Here is a 17,160-nt window from a genome sequence, read left to right as displayed (position 1 = left end):
GCGTCGGCGCGCTCCGGAACCGCCGCTCAGTCGGGAGGCGGGGTGAGCAGCACGCTCCGGAACCGCCGCTCAGTCGGGAGGCGGGGCGAGCAGCCGGGTCGGTGGGACTCCGGTCAGCTCGCGCACGTCGCGGGTGAGGTGGGCCTGGTCGGCGTACCCGGATCGCGCGGCGACCTCGGCGAGCGGCACGCCGCGCCGGGCCAGGTCCAGCGCGCGGCGCATGCGCAGGATGCGGGCCAGCGTCTTCGGGCCGTACCCGAAGAGGGCCCGGCTGCGCCGGTGCAGCGCCCGCGCGCCGAGGCCGACCTCGGCGGCGGTCGCCGCGACCGTGGCCCCGGCGGCCAGCCGGGCGGCCACGTGCGCGCCGAGCGGGTCGGGCCCACCGGCGGCCCGCAGCCGCGCCCGCGCCACCTCCTCCAGGATCGTGGCGCCGGCGTCCGACCAGTCGGCCGCGCACCGCGCACCGCCCGGGTCGATGGCCGCCCGGATCCGTTCGGCCGGTTCCACGGCGGCGCGGCCCCACAGGTCGGCGAGCGGGACGCGGCGGTCCCGCACCTCCTCGGCGGGCACCCCGAACACGGCCGGGCCGACGCCCGGCGGCAGGCGCAGCCCGATCCACCGCTCCCCCGGCGTCGAGCACGACACCTGGGCCACCCGGTCCGGCCCGGCCACCAGCAGCCCGGCCCGACTGGACCAGAGCAGGTCCAGACACCCGTCCGGCAGCACGCGGACCGGCCCGGCGCCGGACGAGACGCTCACCCACCGCACCGCCGCCGGAATCCCCACCGCCGCCCGTTCCCGGTACATCCGTCCACCCTGCCACCCACCGTCGATCATGAGGTTGGCGGCAGGCGTCGCGGCGTGTCGCGACCGCCAACTCATGATCGACGAGGTGCGGGTCAGGGGCGGTGGTGCAGCGCCAGCCGCAGCAGCAGGAAGCGCAGCGCGGTGGCGGTCAGGTTGGCCGCCACCAGGACGGCCAGCTCGACGGCGCGCGGCGGGACCGTGACGGCGTGCAGGACGGCCAGCGAGCCGCTGGTCAGGGCCAGGCCGAGCGCGAACGCGAGCAGCCCCTGGAGGTGGTGCCGGCCGGCGTGGCGGCGGCCGGTGACGCCGAACGTGAGCCGGCGGTTGGCCGCCGTGTTCGCCACCGCGGTCAGCAGCAGCGCCAGCAGGTTCGCCGGTTGCGCGCCGAGCGGGCCGCGGGCCAGCAGGAAGAGGAGCAGGTACGCGAGCGTGCTGGCCACCCCCACCGCGGCGAAGCGGACGAGCTGGCCGGGCAGCCCGACGGGCACCTGGGCCGGGGGCGCCGGCAGCGGCGCCCGGCCGAGCTGGGCGCGCAGCCGGGCCAGCGGCAACGCGCCGGTGACCAGCGCCCGGACCAGCCGCCCGATGCCGCGCAGGTCGGCCAGGGCGGTGGCGACGATGTCGACCCGGCTGTCCGGGTCGTCCACCCAGTCCACCGGCACCTCGTGGATCCGCAGCCCGGCCCGCTGGGCGAGCACCAGCAGCTCGGTGTCGAAGAACCAGCCGGTGTCCTGGACCAGCGGCAGCAGCTCGGCCGCCACGTCGGCGCGGATCGCCTTGAACCCGCACTGCGCGTCGGAGAAGCGCACCGCCAGCGTGCCGCGCAGCAGCAGGTTGTAGCCGCGGGAGATCACCTCCCGCTTGGCGCCCCGGACCACCCGGCTGGTGCGGGCCAGCCGGGTGCCGATGGCCAGGTCGGAGTGGCCGGACAGCAGCGGCGCGACGAGCGGCGGGAGCGCGGCCAGGTCGGTCGAGAGGTCCACGTCCAGGTACGCCAGCACCGGCGCCGGTGACACCGACCAGGCGGCCCGCAACGCCCGGCCCCGGCCCTTCTCCGCCAGGTGCAGCACACCGACCTCGGGCAGCTCGGCGGCGAGCGCCTCGGCCACCGCCAGGGTGCCGTCGGAGCTGGCGTTGTCGGCCACCGTGATCCGGAACGGGTACGGGAACTGGGCGGTCAGGTACGCGTGCAGCCGCCGGACGCAGGGGCCGAGGTCGACCTCCTCGTTGTAGACCGGGACCACCACATCCAGCACCGCGCCCTCGGCGGCGGGCCGGGCCTGCACGGCGGCCCGGGGCTCCGGCATGAGAGTCATGGATCAGCCCTGCTTTCCGCTGCTCAGGTCGTACACGGTCACCCCGTCGACGGTGGTCGCGGTGAAGTTCTCGGCGACCCAGGCGGCGATCTCGGCCGACGCGCTGCTGCCGCCGTTGGCCCGGAACCCGCCGCCGCCGAGGAACCAGTGGATCCGGCCGTCGGCCACGTACCGCTGGAACTCGGCGAGCGTCGGCGACGGGTCGCTGCCGTTGAAGCCGCCGATCGGCATCACCGGCTCGCCGGTGGCGAGCTGGTAGCCGGAGGCGTTGTTCGAGCCGATCGTGGCCGCGACCCAGGTGTAGCCCCCGGCGTCGGCCCTGAGCAGCGCCGTCATCTCGGCGCTCGGCTCGCGCGCGTCGAGCAGTCCACCCATGCCGCCACCGCGTTGCCCGCGCCCGCCGCGCTGACCGGTCCCGCCGTCCTGACCGGTCCCGCCGTTCGGTCCGGTCCCGCCGTTCGGTCCGGTCCCGCCGTTCGGTCCGGTCCCGCCGTTCGGTCCGCCGGTAGTGCCGGGTGCCTGGCCGCCGTCGGGGAAACCCGGGAACGCGCCGTTCTGGCCGCCCGGGAAACCCGGGAACTGACCGTTCCCGCCGCCCGGGAAGCCGGGGAACGCGCCGCCGGGGAACTCCCCGCCGCCCGGCATCCGCCCGCCGGGGAAGCCGCCCCGGCCGCCCGGCCCGAAGCCACCCACCACGTCAGGACCCGCGCTCGGGATCGAGCCGGTGTGCGGGGTCGCCGCGGTCTGCACCGCGTACGCGGCCGGACCGGCCACTCCCGCCGCCATCCCGAGCGCCGCCACCCCGGTCACCACCCCGCGCGTCCACCACCGGCCCGCCCGGCCCGCCCGGCCCGAGGTGACCAAGGAGTTCGCGTCATCGTGCGGCGCCCTGGCCGACCCGAAGTCCTTGGTCACCGGGAGGTCGAGGAGCGCCAGGAGGACGGCGGCGGTCAGGCCGGTCGCCAGCACGGTCGGGCGCAGCCAGGGCTGCCAGTCGGGGCTGCGGCCGAGCAGGCGCCAGGACCACCACGCGGTGACCGCCAACGCGCCGGCCAGCACCAGCGTGGCGGCGTATCCGCGCCAGCGGTTCCGGGCCGGGGCGTGGCCGGCCGGGGCGTGGCCGGCCGGGGCGTGGCCGGCCGGGGACCGGGTGGACGCCGTGCGGGCCCGCCAGAGCTGGGTGACCCCGATGCCGACCAGGGCGCCGACCGCGGGCGCCAGCGCGACCGTGTAGTAGGCGTGGAAGATGCCGGACATGAAGCTGAAGATCAACCCGGTGACCAGCAGCCAGCCGCCCCAGAGCAGCAGGCCGGCCCGCCGCCGGTCGGTACGCGCCGCCCGCCCGGCCAGCCACAGGCCGGCCACCAGCAGGATCAGCGCGGCCGGCAGCAGCCAGGAGATCTGCCCGCCGACCTCGGTGTCGAACATCCGCAGCAGACCCGTCTGGCCGGAGAACGGTCCACCGCCCCCACCGCCCGGCCGACCGCCCCCGCCGACGCTGCCCACCTCGTCGCCGGTGATCCGGCCCAGGCCGTTGTACCCGAGCGTCAGCTCCAGGATGCTGTTGTGCTGCGAGCCGCCGACGTACGGGCGGGCGCTCGCCGGCACCAGCTCCACGACCGCCACCCACCAGCCGGCGGAGACCAGCACCGCCAGCCCGGCCAGCAGCAGTTGCCGGATCCGCCGGCCGAGTCCGGTCGGGGCGGCCAGCAGGTAGACGACGGCGAACACCGGGATCACCAGGAACGCCTGGAGCATCTTGGTGAGGAAGCCGAGGCCGACCAGCACGCCGGCCAGCGCGAGCCACCGGGTGCTCGCGGTCTCCACCGCCCGGACCGTGGCGTACGCGGCGGCCAGCAGCAGGAACACCAGCAACGCGTCGGGGTTGTTGAACCGGTACATCAACGTGGCCACCGGCGTGAGCGCCAGCACCGCGCCGGCGAGCAGGCCGGCCGTCGGGCCGTACCAGCGGCGGACGGTCGCGTACAGCACGGCGACCGAGGCGACGCCGAGCAGCGCCTGCGGCACCAGGATCGACCAGCTGCTCAGCCCGAAGACGCGGACCGACAGCGCCATCAGCCAGAGCGCGGCCGGCGTCTTGTCCACGGTGATCGAGTTGGCCGCGTCCGAGGAGCCGTAGAAGAACGCCTGCCAGCTCTCCGAGCCGGCCTGCGCGGCGGCCGAGTAGAACGCGTTGCCCCAGCCGGAGGCGCCCAGTCCCCACAGGTAGAGCAGGCCGGTGGCGACCAACAGGCCGAACAGGGCCGGACGCGCCCAGCGCGGGTCGCGGCCGGGCGGCTCCGCCGCGGTCGGGGCCGACTCCGGTACGGGGGCGGGGGCTGGCCCGGTCGCGGACGGTCCACCCGTCGGCGCGGTCAGCAGGCTCTCGGTTCTGTCCATGCCGGCAAGCCTCGAAGGGCCCGCTGACCCACCCCCGTGAACGACCTATGCGTCCGCTGTGGATCCCGGCAGCCAGACGGTGAACGCGGTGTGGCCGGGGCGGCTGGCCACCTCGACCCGGCCGTGGTGGGCCTCCACCACGGCGGCGACGATGGCCAGCCCCAGGCCGGTGCTGCCGTGCGCGCGGGAGCGGGAGCTGTCGCCGCGGGCGAACCGTTCGAACACCTCCGGTTGCAGCTCGGCCGGGACGCCCGGCCCGTCGTCGGTGACCCGCAGCTCCACGCCGTCCGGGGCGGGGGACAGCCGGGTGGTGACGGTGGTGCCGGCCGGGGTGTGCACCCGCGCGTTGGCGAGCAGGTTCGTCAGCACCTGGTGCAGGCGGTGGCCGTCGCCGGTGACGGTGAGCGGCTCGTCCGGCAGGTCGAGCTGCCAGTGGTGCTCCGGGCCGGCCACGTGCGCGTCGCTGACCGCGTTCACCGCCATGGCGGTCAGGTCGACCGGCTCGGCGGCCAGCGGTCGGCCGGAGTCCAGCCGGGCGAGCAGCAGCAGGTCGTCCACGAGGCTGGTCATCCGGGTGCTCTCCGACTCGACCCGGCGCAACGCGTGCGCCACGTCCGGTGGCACCTCCTGCCGGCCGCGCCGGGCCACCTCCGCGTACCCCCGGATGGCGGCCAGCGGCGTCCGCAGCTCGTGGCTGGCGTCGGCGACGAACTGGCGCACCCGGGTCTCGCTGGCCTGCCGGGCGGCGAGCGCGGCGGCGACGTGGCCGAGCATCCGGTTGAGCGCGCCCCCGACCTGCCCGACCTCGGTGCGCGGGTCGGTGTCGGCGGCCGGCACCCGGACCGACAGCGCCACCTCGCCCCGGTCCAGCGGCAGCTCGGCGACCCGGGCCGCGGTGGCCGCGACCCGGTTCAGCGGCCGCAGCGTGCCCCGGACGATCAGCGCGCCGAGGCCGCCGGCGATGACCAGGCCGGCGCCGATCACCCCGGCCTGGGCGACGACCATCCACATGACCGTCTCGTCGACCTCGGACAGCGGGATGGCGAAGACGAGGACGTCGCCGTCGGGCATCTGCCGGGCCACCGCCCGGTAGTCACCGCGGCCGGCGAGCGCGACCGTGCGCGGCGCGTCGTCGGGGCGGAGTCGGGCCAGGGGCGCCACCTCCCCCACCGGCACCGCGGCCGGCTGCGTGGCCGACTGCCGGAACGCCAGGTCGACCTTTCCGTCGACGACCCGCGCCGCCACGGACTCGGCCGGGTAGCCGGGCGGGAACCCCGGACGGAAGGTGCTCGGTCGGTCCTGCGGCAGCTCGAACGGCGAGGGCTGCCGCACGTGCCGGCGGGACTCGCCGCCGGTGAGCTGGTCGTCGATCCGCCCGACCAGGAAGTGTCGCAGCGCGACCGTGGTCAGGCCGCCGATGCCGACGCTGACCAGCGCCAGCAGCGCCACCACGGAGAGCACCAGGCGGCGGCGCAGCGACCAGCCGGCCAGCCGGCGACGCAGCCGCCCGCCGTGGTCACTCCGCGGGCTTGAGGACATAGCCCGCGCCGCGCAGCGTATGGATCATGGGCGCGCGACCCGCGTCGATCTTCTTGCGCAGGTACGAGATGTACAGCTCGACCACGTTGGCCTGGCCGCCGAAGTCGTAGTTCCAGACCCGGTCGAGGATCTGCGCCTTGCTGAGCACCCGGCGCGGGTTGCGCATCAGGTAGCGCAGCAGCTCGAACTCGGTGGCGGTGAGCGTGATCAGGGCGTCGCCGCGGCGCACCTCGTGGCTGTCCTCGTCGAGGCTGAGGTCGCCGACGGTCAGCACCGCCTCCTCCCGGGCGGCGACCGCGAACCCGGAGCGGCGCAGCAGGGCGCGCAGCCGGGCGATCACCTCCTCCAGGCTGAACGGCTTGGTGACGTAGTCGTCGCCGCCGACGGTGAGCCCGGCGACGCGCTCCTCCACCGCGTCCCGGGCGGTCAGGAACAGCACCGGCACGCTCGGCGACTGCTCGCGCAGGCGACGCAGCACCTGGAAACCGTCCAGGTCGGGCAGCATCACGTCGAGCACCACGGCGTCCGGCCGGAACTGGCGGGCCGCGCTGATCGCCGCCATCCCGTTGCCGGCGGTGGTGACCTGCCAGCCCTCGTAGCGCAGGGCCATCGAGAGCAGGTCGGTGAGCGTCGGCTCATCGTCCACCACCAGCACGCGCACCGGCTCGCCGTCCGGTCGGCGCAGCTCGATCCGGCCCTGCGCGGCCTGCCCGTTCATGACCATGCTCCCCATCGTGGGCGCGCCGACTGTACCGGCACTGTCCCGTTCCTGTGTACCAGCTGTGCGGGGCTCCCGGTGGGTCGATCGAGGCTTCCCCGGCGGGCTACCCGGTGGTAACTTGCCGGCATGTCCATCGACGGTGGCCCCACCGGCCGGTTGGCCGGCCGGGTGGTGCTGGTGACCGGGGCGGCCCGGGGCATCGGCGCGCACACCGCCCGGCTCGCCGCGGCCCGGGGCGCACGGGTCTCGCTGGTCGGGCTGGAACCCGACCGGCTCGCCGCGCTCGCCGCCGAGCTGGGCCCCGGGCACGCCTGGTTCACCGCCGACGTCACCGACCAGGCCGCCCTCGTCCGGGCGGTCGACGGGACGGTCGCCGCGCTCGGCGGGATCGACGCGGTGGTGGCCAACGCCGGGGTGGCGAACCGGGGCACCATCGCCGTCGGCGACGTCGAGGCGCTGGTGCACACCGTCCAGGTCAACCTGGTGGGCGTGATGCGGACGGCGGCGGCGACGGTGCCGGCCCTGATCGACCGCGGCGGCTACCTGCTGATCGTCTCGTCGGCGGCGGCGTTCGCCGCGCTGCCGGGCATGGCCGCCTACTGCGCCTCCAAGGCCGGCGTCGAACACTTCGGCACCGCGATCCGGCTGGAGCTGGCGCACCGCGGGGTGGCCGTGGGCACCGCCCATCCGTCCTGGGTGGACACCGACCTGGTCCGGGAGGCGCGGGCCGACCTGCCGGCGTTCGACGCCGCACTGGCGAAACTGCCCTGGCCGATGCGGCGCACCACCACGGTGGCCGAGTGCGCCGAGGCGTTCGTCCGGGCGATCGAGCGCCGCAGCCGCCGCGTCTACGTGCCGCGGGCCGTCGGCGCGGTGCAGGCGGTGCGGTCGCTGCTGGTCAGCCCGCTGGCCGACCGCCTGGTGGGGCGCACCGCCCGGGTCACCGTGCCGTTGATCGAGGAGCAGGCCCGGGCGCTCGGCCGGGGTTTCGGGGTGAGCACGCCGCAGGTCCGGCCGTGACCGCCCCGGTGGAGGTGGTCTACGAGCGTCGCGGCGCCGGGCCGGCGCTGGTGCTGCTGCACGGCATCGGCCACCACGGCGGCGCCTGGCTGCCGGTGCTGGACCGGCTCGCCGGGACGCACGACGTGATCGCCGTCGACCTGCCCGGCTTCGGCCGCTCCCCGGTGCCCGCCGCCGGCCTGCCCGCCGACATGCCCGGGCTGGTGGCCGGCATGGTGGAACTCTTCGCCGCGCTCGGGCTGGACCGGCCGCACGTGGCCGGCAACAGCCTCGGTGGGGCCATCGCGCTGGAGCTGGCCGCCGTCGGCGCAGTCGCCTCGGCCACCGCGCTGTCGCCGGCCGGCTTCTGCACCGCACGCGAGCTGCGCTGGGCGCTCACCGTGCTCAGCCTGCACCGCAGCGCGGCCCGGCTGCCCGAGCCGGTGCTGCGTCACCTGTTCGCCGCGCCGGCGCTGCGGGCCCTGGCGATGGGCATGATCCTGGCCCGGCCGGACCGGTTGACGCCGGACGTGGCGCTCGCGGACGCCCGCGCGCTACGCCGGGCCCGCGCGTTCCGCGCCGTCGCCCGGGCCAGCCGGGGGTACGCGTTCGCCGGCACACCCGCCGTCCCGGTGACCGTGGCGTGGGGCACCCGGGACCGGATCCTGCCCTACCGACAGGCGGCGCTGGCCCGCACCCGACTGCCCGCCGCCCGGCACCTGGACCTGCCCGGCTGCGGACACGTGCCGATGCACGACGACCCGGAGCTGGTCGCCTCGGTCATCCTCGCCACCACCGGCGTCCGGCCGGGCTGAACCGTCCGCGTCGCCGCCTCCGCCACGTCGCCGCCTCACTCGGTGGCGCCGAACGGGTCGGTGCGCACGTAGCGCATCGTCCAGCCCTCCGGGCCGGCCCGGTCACCCCGCTCGTAGAGATGGTCCGCCACGTCGGTGGGCGGCTGCTCGGGGAGGCGCAGGATCCACCGGCGCGGCGGCGCGCCGTCCGGATCCGCCGGCAGGTCCCGGGCCACGTCGTCGGCCGGACCGCCGACGAACCGTACGCGCACCAGCGCCACCGCTCACTCTCCGTTCCGACGTCGACACTCCCGCTCGCGAAGCTACCCCGCCGGCCGGGCCGCTCCCGGCGGTTTGCACAGCTCGGAGCCCGGGTAGCGGGTCCGGGGGGACCGGACGAGACAGGGAGTGGTCGATGAGGACGCTGGGCGGGCGGTACGAGCTCGAACAGCGCGCGGCCGTGGGCGGCATGTCGGAGGTGTGGCGGGCACACGACCGGGTGCTGGACCGGACCGTCGCGATCAAGCTGATCTCGCCGGGGCTGGACGGCGACGCCGGTTCGGTGGAACGGATCCGGGCCGAGGCCCGCTCGGCGGCACGACTGGTCCACCCGAACGTGGCCAGCGTGCACGACTTCGGCACCGCCACGCTGCCGGACGGCCGGCCGGTGCCCTACATCGTGATGGAGCTGGCCGAGGGCGAGACGCTCGCCGCGCACCTGCGCGCCGGCCCGCTGGACTGGCGTATCGCGGTGCGGGTCTGTGCCGAGGTGTGCGCCGCGCTGGCCGCCGCGCACGGGCACGGCATCGTGCACCGGGACGTGAAGCCGGCGAACGTGATCCTCACCCCGTCCGGCGTGAAGGTGCTCGACTTCGGCATCGCCACCCCGGCCGGCGCGCCCGACCACACCCCGGAGGGAGTCGTGGTGGGCACCCCGGCGTACCTCGCCCCGGAGCAGCTCGACCGGCAGCCGGCCACCCCGGCCGCCGACATGTACGCGCTCGGCGTGCTGCTCTACTACTGCCTGAGCGGCCGGCTGCCGTACGACGCCGCCAGCACCAGCCAACTGCTCGGCGCCCGCCGCCACCTGCCGCCCCGGCCGCTGCCGGAGGTCCCCGGGCTGCCGGCCGAGGTGGCCGAGCTGTGCGAGCACTGCCTCGACTCCGACCCCGCCGCGCGACCGACCAGCCCGATGGCCGCGCTGCTGCTGGCCGAGGCGGTCGACGCCCGCATCTACGTGCCGATGACCGTGGTGCTGCCCCGGCAGCGGATCGGCGAGACCTCGCCGTGGACCGGGCGGGCCGCCGCCGAGGCGACCGAGGCGATGGCCCTGGACGCCGCCACGAGTGGGCGGATCCGCTGAGCGTACTGCGGTTTCGCCCGTCGGCGGCCGGGAACGCGGGCCGGTGAGTGACGGGAGGAACGCGATGCCGGATCCGAGTTCCTGGCTGGCCGAGACGGCCACGGCGACCGCGGCGGGCGGTCACGTACGCACCGACGACGGCGGTCTGTCCTCCGCCCTGGCGTCCCCGCTGGCGCCGCACTGCTCCGGCCTGACGCCGGAGCAGTTGTTGGCCGCCGCGTTCGCCTCCTGCCTGCACCACGCCGCGGTGGAGGCGGCCGGCGAGATCACCGACGAGGCGCACACCGTGCAGGTGACCGCCGAGGCGAAGCTGGGTCGCGACGACGACGGCCGCTACCGGGCCGACGTGCACGCCGAGATCTCCTCGGCCGGGCTCAGCCGGGACCAGTTGGCCAAGCTGGTCGCGTACGCCGACCGGCTCTGGCCGTTCTCCAGCGGTGACCCGAGCCGACACCGGCTCACGGTCACCCCGGCCGAGAACGGCCGCCACTGAACATTCCGACTCACCATCGGAAGCCGGCGGTCACCGCACGGTGGTCGGTGTCCGGCGTGTGCACCACGCCGGCGGCGGTCGGGGTGAGCCCCCGGTAGAGCACGTGGTCCGGGCGGGTCACCGGCACCTCCGCCGGCCAGGTGAAGCCGAAACCCTGCCCGGCCTCGGCCTGCGCGTCGCCGAGCAGTCGGGTCAGCGGGTCGAAGACCCGGTCGGTGGTGGCCGTGTTCAGGTCGCCGAGCACCACCAGCCGGTCGGCCGGGTCGGCGCGGACGGCGCGGGCCAGCGCCGCCACCGTCTCGTCGCGGGTGGTGGTGTGGCCGGCGCGGGCGGAGCCGAGGTGGACGACGTACACGGTCAGGTCGCCCTGCGGGGCGGCCACCACGGCGCGCAGCGCGCGGTCCCAGCCCAGGCCGGTGTCCACGCCGTGCGTCTCGCGGATCGGCCAGCGGCTCCACAGCGCCACGGTGGAGACCGCCGTCCGGTGCGGGTAGCGACCGGCCAGGGCGGGCGCGACCCGCTCCCCGTCGTCGACCTCCTGCAACCCGATCAGGTCCGGGGCGTCGGCGGCCAGCGCGCCGACGGTGGCGGCCGGGTCGGGGTTGCCGGCCCGCAGGTTCTGGCTGGCCACCCGCACCGCGGTCCCGTCGGCGCCGGCCGCCGGGGGCAGCCAGGCCCGGCCGAAGAGCCCGGCCCAGACCAGCGCCGGCACCAGCACGGCGAGCAGCGCGCGGCGGGAGCGGCGCAGCAGCGCCGCGAGCCCGAGCAGGGGTACGCCGAGACCGAGCAGCGGGGTGGCGCTGTCCACCAGGCTGCCCAGGCCGTGCACGTTGGGCACCGCCCGGTGCCCGACCAGGAGCACGGTGAGCAGCACGGCGCAGGAAACGATGATCAGGCCCCGCCGCCCCCGCCGGCCGGCGGGCTCACCGGCGGCCCGGTCGTCGACCATCTGCTCCGTCACCGTCGGAATCGTATCGAGCGCCCGGGCGACCGGTGCGCCGGATTCCGGTACCCGCACCGGCCCCGGGATGGTGGCGGGTGGGGACGGCCGGCCTCGGCGGGTCGGAGTCGATCACGTGGCCGGGCGACCGGCGGCTCCTCCCCCGATCGGAGGAGGTCGCCACGGCGCGACGCGCTGACGGCCGGGCGCCCGGATCGTCACGCCGAATCCGTCACGACCGACTTTACGGAGACAAGAGGTTCGACAGTTTGGTGATCCACTGACGGTTATGCGCTAGCGGATTCCGGCAAACTGTGGCGCATGCCACCAACCACCCCGATGGCAAGCGCCGAGAAGCTTTCTAGCCTCGGCGGGTGCATCCCGACCACCGCGCCCCCCAGTCATCGCCCGCGAACCGCCCGGTTGGCCGAACGATCGACCCGGCGTCGGCCGAACGGCGAGTGGGACGGCACCGCGCCCCGGAGTCACCCCGGCGCGGCGCGGCCCGCTCCGTCCCCGGCCGGATCGCGGTGGCCACCGGCGTCACCTGCTGCCTCGGCCTGATCGGCGTGGCCGGCGTCGGCGAGGCCGCCCCGCCGACCGTGGGAGTACGCGAGGCGCTCGCCGACCGGGTCACCGTCGAGCAGCGCGCCTCCCGCGACTTCACCCGGGCGGCGCCGCCCGCCGTCGCCCCGGCGTCGCCCGTCCCGGTCGCCACGCCGAGCCCGTCGCCGGCCCGGAAGAAGCCACCGCGGAAGGTGGTCCGCCCGAAGCACCCGCGTCCCGTCGCCGGCCTGGACCAGCGGCAGATGGACAACGCGAAGGCCATCGTCGACGTCGGCCGGGACATGCGCCTGCCACGTCGGGCGATGGTGGTGGCGGTGGCCACCGCCATGCAGGAGAGCGACCTGTACAACCTGGCCAGCGACGTGCTGCCCGAGTCGTTCGACCAGCCGCACCAGGGCAGCGGCTCCGACCACGACTCGGTCGGGCTGTTCCAGCAGCGCCCGAGCAGCGGGTGGGGCACGGTCGCCGAACTCATGCGGCCGGCGTACGCGGCCCGGGCGTTCTACGCCGCGCTGGCCGACGTGCCGGGCTGGGCGGACATGAGCGTCACCGGCGCGGCCCAGGCGGTGCAGATCTCCGCGTTCCCCGACGCGTACGCGAAGCACGAGAAGCGGGCCACCACGGTGGTGGCGGCGCTGTCCTGAGACCCGGAGCGTCGCCTCACCGGCCGGCGGCGGCGGTGGGGGTGTCGGCGGGCACGCGGGCGCCGGAGAGGATCTCGTCGACCCGGGCCTCGCGGCGGCGGCGGGCCAGCAGCGCGGCCTCGAACTCGCGGCGCGCCCGCAGCGCCTCCGCGTACGCCTCCTCCCGCACCCGGCGGGCCTCCTCGCGCGCGGCGTCCAGCTCGGCGCGCGCCCGGGCCACCAGTTCGGCGGCCTCCCGCTCGGCGGCCTCCCGCTCAGCGGCCTCCCGCTCATCGGCCGACGGATCGGCCGGGACGTCGGCGTCCGACGGGTCGGCCGGCGCGGCGCGGCGGCGCAGATAGTCGCAGAGGTGCCCGGCGTCCAGCCGGATCCGGTCCCACTCCCGACCCGCCCCCGCGACGCCCTCCGCACGCGCCGCCAGCCGGCGCAGCCGGAGATCCAGCTCGTCCAGGCAGGCATCCACCTGACGCCGGTCGTAACCGGCCTCCACCACCGAGAACCTCATGCTGTCGCCCCCCAGGCAGCCGCCGCGCGTCCCCCACCTGACGATCCTGCGGGGCGAGCCGGGCCGCCGGCGGCCGTTCACCGGAAATGTTCAGCATCCGGACACCGGGACGCGCGGGTCGTCAGGAGTGCTTGGGGAGCACGACCACCCGGCCGAAGAACTCGTCGATGCGGCGCACCACGTCGTTGAAGTCGTCCAGGTCGATCGGCTTGGTCACGTACGCGTTGGCCTGGAGCGTGTAGCTGCTCACCACGTCCGTGTCGGCGTTCGAGGTGGTCAGCACCACGATCGGGATGCTCCGGAGGTTCTCGTCCCGCTTGACCTCGCCGAGCACCTGCCGCCCGTCCATCCGGGGCATGTTGAGGTCGAGGAGGATGACGTCCGGTCGCTGCGCGCCGGTGTGCCGGCCCTCGCGACGGAGGAACTCCATCGCCTCCTCGCCGTCGGCGACCACGTCGATGACCTTCTCGACGTCCGACTCCTCGAGCGCCTCCTCGATCATCAGGACGTCACCCGGATCGTCGTCCACCACCAGGATGCGAACGGGGCTCGAACTGGGCTGACCCATGGGGCTACCTGCTTCGTCTCGGGGAGGGCACCGGCCGCGCGGCCGGACGCTGGCGGGGAAATCTATCCGATCAGGAGCCGGTCGAGGGCGTCGGGTCGGCCGTGTCGCGGTCGTGGCGCAGCACCTCGGCCAGCCCGGTCACCTGGAGCACCCGGGCCACCCGGCCGGTCGCCCCGGTGAGCCGAAGCCAGCCACCGTCGGCGGCGACGAGGTTGTCCCCACGGACGAAGGCGGCGATGCCCGTCGAGTCGCAGAACGTCAGCTCGGTGAGGTCGAGCAGCAACTCGCGGCGGCCGTCGGCGACCAGCCGGTCGATCTCGGCGGTCAGCTCCCCGGCCGTGCTCAGGTCCAGTTCACCGGCGAGCCGGAGGCAGGTGACGCGCTGGTCCCGCCAGGCGGACGTGACGGTGAACGTCACCGTGGCCCCTCTCGCTCCCACCGCAGGCGAATCCTTGCAGTGCAGCAAGTATAGGAGGCGTCCGGCCCGATCCGGATCAGCGGCCCGCCGTCGCCGCCACCCGGCCGCCCACCACGGCCCGCCCCCGCTCCAGGAAACCGGCCGCGCGGGGGAAGTCCCGCAGTTGCTGTCCATAGTGGTCGAGCGTGAGGCCGACCGCGCCCGCCGGCACTCCGCGGCTGACCAGGATCTCCACCAACCACTCGACGAACTCGGCGAACAGCGTCCCGTCGTCCACGTAGAGCGCGGCGGCCAGGAAGTCGACGATGTAGCCCAGGTCGCCCACGGTCGAGTCGAGCTGCGCCGGCGTGTAGTCGACCACCGCCGGCACCCGCTCGCGCAGGTCGGCGAGCGCGCTGTCGATCAGCTCGCCCCGCCGCTTGACCAGGCTGGCGTACTCGTCGTCGGCGAGGTGGTCCAGCCGTGCGGGCGGCGTCGCGCGCAGCGCCCGGTCGTCGGCGACCAGGTCGGCCGCGGCCGGTGCGTCCGGCGCCCACGCCACGCCGAGCACCCGTGCCCAGCGGCCGTCCGCGCCGAACCCGCGCCCGCCCACCACCACCGGCACGTCGGAGCGGCGGCACGCCTCGATCATCCGGTGGGCGTGCGGCAGCCGCATCGGCAGCGCGCAGGCCAGGGCCACCGCGTCGGCGTCGTACCGGTGCAGGTAGGACACCAGGTGCGCGGCCGGCACGCTGGCCCCGAGGAAGACCACCTGCCAGCCGCGCAGCCGCAGCACCTCGGCGACCAGCCGGGCCGGCAGCGCGTGCCACTCACCGTCCATGCAGGCCATCACGATCCGGCCGCGGGTCACCCGCGGATCGGCGTACGCGGCGACCGCCGCCACCACCCGCTCGCTGATGTGGGTGGCGGCGTGCTCCTGGGCCACGCTCCACTCGTTGCGCGCCCACCGCTCGCCCACCTCGGCCTGCGCCGGGGCGACCAGGTCGAGCAGCACCCGCTCGGCCGGCACGCCCGCCTCCAGCAGCCCTCGGGCGACCGCCACCGCACCCTGTTCGTCGGCCTCGGCCAGGCACTCCAGATAGCCGGCGAACGCGTGCGCCGGGCCGGCTGCGGTGGTCGTCGCGGTCACTCGGGCAGCCCTCTCGTCGGTTCGGCGCCCGTCGGGCCGGGCACCGCGTGCAGGTGACGGGGCGCGCGGCCGGCCGCACCGGTCGCCCGCAACGCCAGCACCGCGATGTCGTCGTGGTCGCCGTGGGCGAGCCAGTCGCAGGTCACCTGCTCGACCCGCTCGGCCAACGCCGGGGCGGGCATCCGGTGGCAGCCGGTCACGGCGGTGAGCAGCCGGTCCGCGCCGAACTGCTCGTCGCCGCGCCACCCGCCCCGCGCCTCGGTCACGCCGTCGCTGTAGAGCAGGCAGGTCTCGCCCGGCGCCAGGTGCACCGTGGCCTCGCCGATCCGCGGGTCCGGCACCACGCCGATCAGCATGCCGCTCAACGGCACCACCTCGACCTCGCCGGAGGCGCGCAACAGCAGCGGCGGCAGGTGGCCGCCCCCGGCCAGCGTCAGCGTCAGCCCGCCGTCGCGGTGCGGTCGGGCCGCCCCGAGCACCATGGTGGCGAACCGGCCCTGCCCGTGGGCCTGGGTGGTCTCCAGCAACGCGTCGTTGAGCAGCTTCAGCAACCGTCCCGGCTGGGTCTCCACCCGGTGCAACGCGTGCAGGCACTGGCGGAGCTGGCCGGTGAAGACGGCCGCCTCCACGCCCTTGCCCGACACGTCGCCGAGGAAGAAGACCGAGCCGCCGTCGGGCAGCCGGTGCGAGCCGTAGAAGTCGCCGCCGATGCGCAGTCCGGCCTGCGCCGGCCGGTACGCCGTGCCCCACTGCACGCCCGAGGCCGCCGCCGGCTCGACCGGCACCAGACTGGCCTGCAACGTGTCGGCTACCTCGGCCTGGTCGCGGTAGAGCATGGCGGTGGTCAGCGCCGCGCCGGCCCGGGCCGCGAACGCGCGCACCAGGTCGATGTCGGCCTCGTCGTACCAGCGCCCGGCCCGGCGGGCCACCAGCAGCACGCCGACCGGGGCGTCCCGGCCCGGCAGCGGCACCACCCGGGCGGTGGCGCCGGTCACGTCCAGGCCGGGCAGCCAGCCCGCCTCGACGGCCTGCTCGACGAGCCAGTCCAGCGCGTGCGGCTCGGTCCCGGTGAGACCGGCCTCGATGGCCGCGGGCAGCGCGGCGGCGGGCAGCACACCGCTGTCCACGACGGGCGCCTCCTCCTCGGCGCGTACCGCCCGCCACCAGCGGGCCCGGCCGGAACGCGGCGCCAGCACCAGCACCGCCACGTCGGCCGCCGTGGGCACCGCCAGGCGCGCGACCGCGGCGGCGGCCCGGTCGGGGTGCAACGGGTTGCCGAGCTTCTCGCCGACCACGGCGAGGAACAACGAGCGGGCCCGCTCGGCGAGCAGGGCGTCGGCCCGGCTGACGCTCTCGGTGACGTCCTCCACGTACCAGCAGCGCCGGGCGTGGGAGAGCGCGACCGGGCGCAGCCGCAGCCGGCGGCCGTGGTGGGTGAACTCGAACCGACCGTCGCCGCCCAGCGCCGCCACGCCGGAGGCGGCGAGCACCTCGCCCGGCACGACCTCGGGGACGAGCCGTTCCGCGACCGGGCTCACATGTCGCACCACGCCGTCGGCGTCGCAGACGATGAGTCCCTCGCGGAAGTGCTCCACGACCTCGGACCAGTCGGGGACGATCGACGCGTCGTGGTCGGGGGCCAGTGGTGGGAGGGCAGACGTCGTGGGAGCGTCGGCGGACCACACCCGGGCCCGGTCGGCACTCGGCGTGGGGATCCGTCCGTCGCCCGGGTCGGAACCCCTGACGTCGGCAGCAGTCACCAGCTAAGCCCACTCTCCTCGTCGACATCGGCGGAGCGCCGGAAGTGGCGCGTGTGGTCATATCTCCGCTCCCCACCCTACGCTGGTATGCCCGCGGCGCCACCCGACGACGGCTCCCGCCCGCGAGCACACGCCGAGCGCCCCGAGGGTGGGGTTGTTACGATCCGGGCGTCCCTGCCAGACCGGCAGCCTGCGGA

17 protein-coding genes are annotated in these 17,160 nt (G+C 75.9%); 5 read left to right on the top strand and 12 right to left on the bottom strand.

Annotated elements, in window-relative coordinates:
* Window positions 1-69: 69 nt before the first annotated feature.
* The 5 genes from ACZ6O5_RS23750 to ACZ6O5_RS23730 all read right to left on the bottom strand — a co-directional run bounded on the left by ACZ6O5_RS23750 (window position 70) and on the right by ACZ6O5_RS23730 (window position 6,780).
* Window positions 70-807 (bottom strand): helix-turn-helix domain-containing protein, encoded by a 738-nt coding sequence (locus tag ACZ6O5_RS23750; protein WP_465980134.1) that lies wholly within the window; start codon window positions 805-807, stop codon window positions 70-72.
* 92 nt (window positions 808-899) lie between these two features.
* Window positions 900-2,123, bottom strand: coding sequence for a dolichyl-phosphate beta-glucosyltransferase (locus ACZ6O5_RS23745; protein WP_465980008.1), 1,224 nt, complete (start codon window positions 2,121-2,123; stop codon window positions 900-902).
* 3 nt (window positions 2,124-2,126) lie between these two features.
* Window positions 2,127-4,523: an ArnT family glycosyltransferase gene (locus ACZ6O5_RS23740; protein WP_465980007.1), complete on the bottom strand. Its 2,397-nt coding sequence runs from the start codon at window positions 4,521-4,523 to the stop codon at window positions 2,127-2,129.
* Between the two features lie 45 nt (window positions 4,524-4,568).
* Window positions 4,569-6,062, bottom strand: coding sequence for a sensor histidine kinase (locus ACZ6O5_RS23735; protein WP_465980006.1), 1,494 nt, complete (start codon window positions 6,060-6,062; stop codon window positions 4,569-4,571).
* Window positions 6,040-6,780, bottom strand: a complete 741-nt coding sequence (locus tag ACZ6O5_RS23730; RefSeq protein ID WP_107155650.1) for a response regulator transcription factor — start codon at window positions 6,778-6,780, stop codon at window positions 6,040-6,042. Before ACZ6O5_RS23730 ends, ACZ6O5_RS23735 begins: the two co-directional genes overlap by 23 nt.
* Window positions 6,781-6,909: 129 nt before the next feature.
* Between ACZ6O5_RS23730 and ACZ6O5_RS23725 the strand changes: the two genes are divergently transcribed.
* Both ACZ6O5_RS23725 and ACZ6O5_RS23720 read left to right on the top strand, forming a co-directional pair.
* Window positions 6,910-7,803, top strand: coding sequence for an SDR family oxidoreductase (locus tag ACZ6O5_RS23725; RefSeq protein WP_465980005.1), 894 nt, complete (start codon window positions 6,910-6,912; stop codon window positions 7,801-7,803).
* A complete protein-coding gene (locus ACZ6O5_RS23720; RefSeq protein ID WP_465980004.1) occupies window positions 7,800-8,597 on the top strand; it encodes an alpha/beta fold hydrolase in 798 nt (265 codons plus the stop codon). Before ACZ6O5_RS23725 ends, ACZ6O5_RS23720 begins: the two co-directional genes overlap by 4 nt.
* Window positions 8,598-8,632: 35 nt before the next feature.
* Here the strand turns inward: ACZ6O5_RS23720 and ACZ6O5_RS23715 are convergent, their stop codons facing one another.
* Entirely contained in the window at window positions 8,633-8,848 is a 216-nt protein-coding gene (locus tag ACZ6O5_RS23715; RefSeq protein WP_233219498.1) for a hypothetical protein, read from the bottom strand.
* Window positions 8,849-8,991: 143 nt separating this feature from the next.
* On the opposite strand from ACZ6O5_RS23715, the gene ACZ6O5_RS23710 reads away from it, so the two are divergent.
* Both ACZ6O5_RS23710 and ACZ6O5_RS23705 read left to right on the top strand, forming a co-directional pair.
* Window positions 8,992-9,939 carry a serine/threonine-protein kinase gene (locus ACZ6O5_RS23710; protein ID WP_465980003.1) on the top strand — a complete coding sequence of 316 codons (948 nt, stop codon included), beginning with the start codon at window positions 8,992-8,994 and terminating at the stop codon, window positions 9,937-9,939.
* A gap of 64 nt (window positions 9,940-10,003) precedes the next feature.
* A complete protein-coding gene (locus tag ACZ6O5_RS23705; RefSeq protein ID WP_465980002.1) occupies window positions 10,004-10,432 on the top strand; it encodes an OsmC family protein in 429 nt (142 codons plus the stop codon).
* A 10-nt stretch (window positions 10,433-10,442) separates the two neighbouring features.
* Here ACZ6O5_RS23705 and ACZ6O5_RS23700 read toward each other — a convergent pair whose 3' ends face one another.
* Window positions 10,443-11,393, bottom strand: a complete 951-nt coding sequence (locus ACZ6O5_RS23700) for an endonuclease/exonuclease/phosphatase family protein (protein WP_465980001.1) — start codon at window positions 11,391-11,393, stop codon at window positions 10,443-10,445.
* A 353-nt stretch (window positions 11,394-11,746) separates the two neighbouring features.
* Here ACZ6O5_RS23700 and ACZ6O5_RS23695 point away from each other — a divergent pair, with 353 nt between their 5' ends.
* Entirely contained in the window at window positions 11,747-12,583 is an 837-nt protein-coding gene (locus tag ACZ6O5_RS23695) for a hypothetical protein (protein ID WP_465980000.1), read from the top strand.
* Between the two features lie 16 nt (window positions 12,584-12,599).
* On the opposite strand, the gene ACZ6O5_RS23690 is transcribed toward ACZ6O5_RS23695, so the two are convergent.
* The 5 genes from ACZ6O5_RS23690 to ACZ6O5_RS23670 form a co-directional block, all read right to left on the bottom strand.
* A complete protein-coding gene (locus ACZ6O5_RS23690; protein WP_465979999.1) occupies window positions 12,600-13,088 on the bottom strand; it encodes an ATPase in 489 nt (162 codons plus the stop codon).
* Window positions 13,089-13,209: 121 nt separating this feature from the next.
* Window positions 13,210-13,656 (bottom strand): response regulator, encoded by a 447-nt coding sequence (locus ACZ6O5_RS23685; protein ID WP_281940593.1) that lies wholly within the window; start codon window positions 13,654-13,656, stop codon window positions 13,210-13,212.
* A gap of 70 nt (window positions 13,657-13,726) precedes the next feature.
* Window positions 13,727-14,095 (bottom strand): STAS domain-containing protein, encoded by a 369-nt coding sequence (locus ACZ6O5_RS23680; protein WP_465979998.1) that lies wholly within the window; start codon window positions 14,093-14,095, stop codon window positions 13,727-13,729.
* 55 nt (window positions 14,096-14,150) lie between these two features.
* Window positions 14,151-15,203 (bottom strand): cobalamin B12-binding domain-containing protein, encoded by a 1,053-nt coding sequence (locus ACZ6O5_RS23675; RefSeq protein ID WP_465979997.1) that lies wholly within the window; start codon window positions 15,201-15,203, stop codon window positions 14,151-14,153.
* Window positions 15,200-16,963: a PP2C family protein-serine/threonine phosphatase gene (locus ACZ6O5_RS23670; protein ID WP_465979996.1), complete on the bottom strand. Its 1,764-nt coding sequence runs from the start codon at window positions 16,961-16,963 to the stop codon at window positions 15,200-15,202. The genes ACZ6O5_RS23675 and ACZ6O5_RS23670 overlap by 4 nt, the downstream gene beginning before the upstream one ends.
* Between the last annotated feature and the right edge of the window lie 197 nt (window positions 16,964-17,160).

It is taken from the genome of Micromonospora sp. NPDC049201 (assembly GCF_055586805.1).
Note: the sequence above shows the minus strand (reverse complement) of the source record. Positions and strands in the feature narration are given on the sequence as shown.